Genomic DNA, 1,542 nt, shown 5'->3' with positions numbered 1-1,542 from the left:
CCGCCGGGCAGCGTTGCTTCCGTTCTTGCCATCCTTCAAGCTCTTCTTGTTGTTGCAGTGGCTTAAAAGTTAACACACATTCGAATTTGTTAACAGTATTGGGGCTAAACTGGAGATCTGCCGCAGATAGGATGTCTGGGTGCTTTCTGCCAGGTTTCTGATCAGCATGTCGTGCTGCATGCGTTCGCGGAGCAGTGTCATGGGGGACCTCCTGGGAACAGTGGATGGAGTTGCCCGATCGGGCTGCTGCGCGCCGTGGACGCGAGCACGGCGCGCGGGCTACGCGACCACGCGCTACTGTTGATGACGAGCACCTACGGCCTCGGCGCCGGCGAAGTGATAAGTTTGCAACCGCAGCACCTTGACTAGAACGCCGGCACGCTGCAGATATCGCGCCCCAAGACGGGGGTCAACTTCGTCCTGCCACTGCTTCCCCCGTTGGCCAAAGTGCTTGTGCGGTACCTGCGTCATGGGCGTCCGTCTCACACTCCAACGCGGCATGTGTTCGGTCAGATGAAGGTGCCATTCGGCGCGTTCACGGCCCCGTCAGCGATGCGACACATCCTCATCAAGCATGCAGCGATAGCCGGCATTCAGGCTCCCTACCTGTGCGGGTCAGCGAAGAATACCTTTACCCCGGACTCAACGGTGAAGCGGGCGTGATCGGATAGTTCCTTACCACGATCCCAAGTCAATGACCGCCACAACTGGGCAGGCATGTCAGTCACGGTCTTCTTGAGTGCATTGGCCATCGTGACAGCTCCGTAGCCAGCCAGCGCGGGGCCGTTCTTCGTCCGGGGTGTCAACCCATAGCCTTTCTCCCGAGGTAGATGCACAAGCATGGTGAAACGGCTTGATCTCTCCCTCCCAATGCCCCGGCACAGCACGATCCTGCACTTCTGCAGGCCGGCTAGAGATCATCACATCCTCGCTAACGTGTGCCCAGGCCTTGGCTTGTGCCCTAGTGGTCTGCGTCAAACAGATTGCATCTTATTCAGTTTAGCCCTGGCACGCGTGACTTTCGCGAGGATGTCGGTGGCCTTTGCTGTCCAGATGAATGGTTTCGGATGATGATTGTGCTTCTGCAAGTACTGTTCGATCGTGCTGACCAATTCGGGTACCGAGCGGAACGCAGCACGTCGCAACTGGTTCTCTGACAAGTCACGAAAGAAGCGTTCGACCATGTTGAGCCAAGAGGCACTGGTGGGCGTGAAATGCATGTGGAATCGCGGATGCTTGGCAAGCCATGCCTGTACTTCGAGGTGCTTATGGGTTGCATAGTTGTCAACGATCAAATGCAGATCCTTGTCCTTGGGTGTGTTGCGGTCGATTGTACGCAAGAAGCTCAGCCACTCTTGGTGACGATGTTTTGTCTGGCACTGACCAATAACACTGCCATCGAGCGTGTTCATCGCGGCAAACAGCGTCGTCACACCATTGGCTTGTAATCGTGCGTCATCGTTTGAGCGTAAGCGGTCGTTTCTCCGCGCCTAGCGCGATACGTTTGGGAGGGTCAAGCTTGCGTCCGCATACACTCAACTT

The 1,542-nt window shown here is 56.7% G+C and carries 2 pseudogenes; both read right to left on the bottom strand.

From position 1 onward, the window contains the following. Positions 1-608: 608 nt before the first annotated feature. Positions 609-963: pseudogene (locus AWB68_RS44765) on the bottom strand (transposase); the annotation flags it as partial. A gap of 11 nt (positions 964-974) precedes the next feature. Beyond that, positions 975-1,468, bottom strand: a pseudogene (locus tag AWB68_RS44760) (IS630 family transposase); the annotation flags it as partial. Positions 1,469-1,542 lie beyond the last annotated feature (74 nt).

It is taken from the genome of Caballeronia choica (genome assembly GCF_001544535.1).
In the GTDB taxonomy this organism is placed as follows: Bacteria; Pseudomonadota; Gammaproteobacteria; order Burkholderiales; family Burkholderiaceae; genus Caballeronia; species Caballeronia choica.
The sequence above is the reverse complement of the archived record's forward strand: the minus strand, read 5'-3'. Positions and strand labels throughout refer to the sequence as shown.